Annotated in this window: 1 protein-coding gene; it reads right to left on the bottom strand. The window is 36.3% G+C overall.

From position 1 onward, the window contains the following. Positions 1-383: 383 nt before the first annotated feature. On the bottom strand, positions 384-699 hold a 316-nt coding region (locus ACFINO_RS10555), incomplete at its 5' end, for a DUF2087 domain-containing protein (protein ID WP_375655803.1).

Raw genomic sequence — 699 nt, 5'->3', positions numbered from 1 at the left:
TGAGATCGCTAACCATAATCACATTCCTTTTTTTGCATAGTGCTATTTAATATAAAACCTAACACACCTGTGATTATTGGGGTGATGCCGATGATAAGAGGGGTGTATTTGTGTAGAGCATACACATGTTTGTAGGATAAAAGAGAGGCGGGCATTTGATTGTGCTTCGCACGTAAAAAAAGAAAATGCTCATGTTTCCACAAGTATAAAATCCATTCTTTATTCTATCTTCATTGCAACAGTTTTGTGAAAAGTTCTGCAAAAATCATTTGTTTTTTTATGCCATTTGAAATGTAATCAGGGTAAAGCTTGCATCGAAAAAGATGATGATTTTATTTAAAGTTCCCTGCTTTTGAAATTATTCCCAAAAAAAATCGTATTTTTTAATGCACGCGTTGATGTTTGCCCCCATGGCGTTGTAAAAAGCTCCTCTCAACAAGGGTACGCCGTAATCTAGCAAAATCTACCGTAAAGAGGTTGCATATCTTGAAGACTTCCGTTTCGCTATAGATTTTTTCCCTTTGAAAGGCTTGGACAATTTTTTGCAGCATTTCTTCTGTTTCTAAGTGTCGGTCACTTAAATTTTCTCTCTCCCGCTCATTTGTATCTTCTAGTGCTTTCCAGAGTGTCCTTTCCGCTTGAAATCCTTCTTTGGTGCTTTGAATAAGACCAAGATTTAAAAGACGATTGATGGATTTG

The sequence above is a fragment of the Bartonella sp. AA83SXKL genome, assembly GCF_042196965.1.
Lineage (GTDB): Bacteria > Pseudomonadota > Alphaproteobacteria > Rhizobiales > Rhizobiaceae > Bartonella.
Note: the sequence above shows the minus strand (reverse complement) of the source record. Positions and strands in the feature narration are given on the sequence as shown.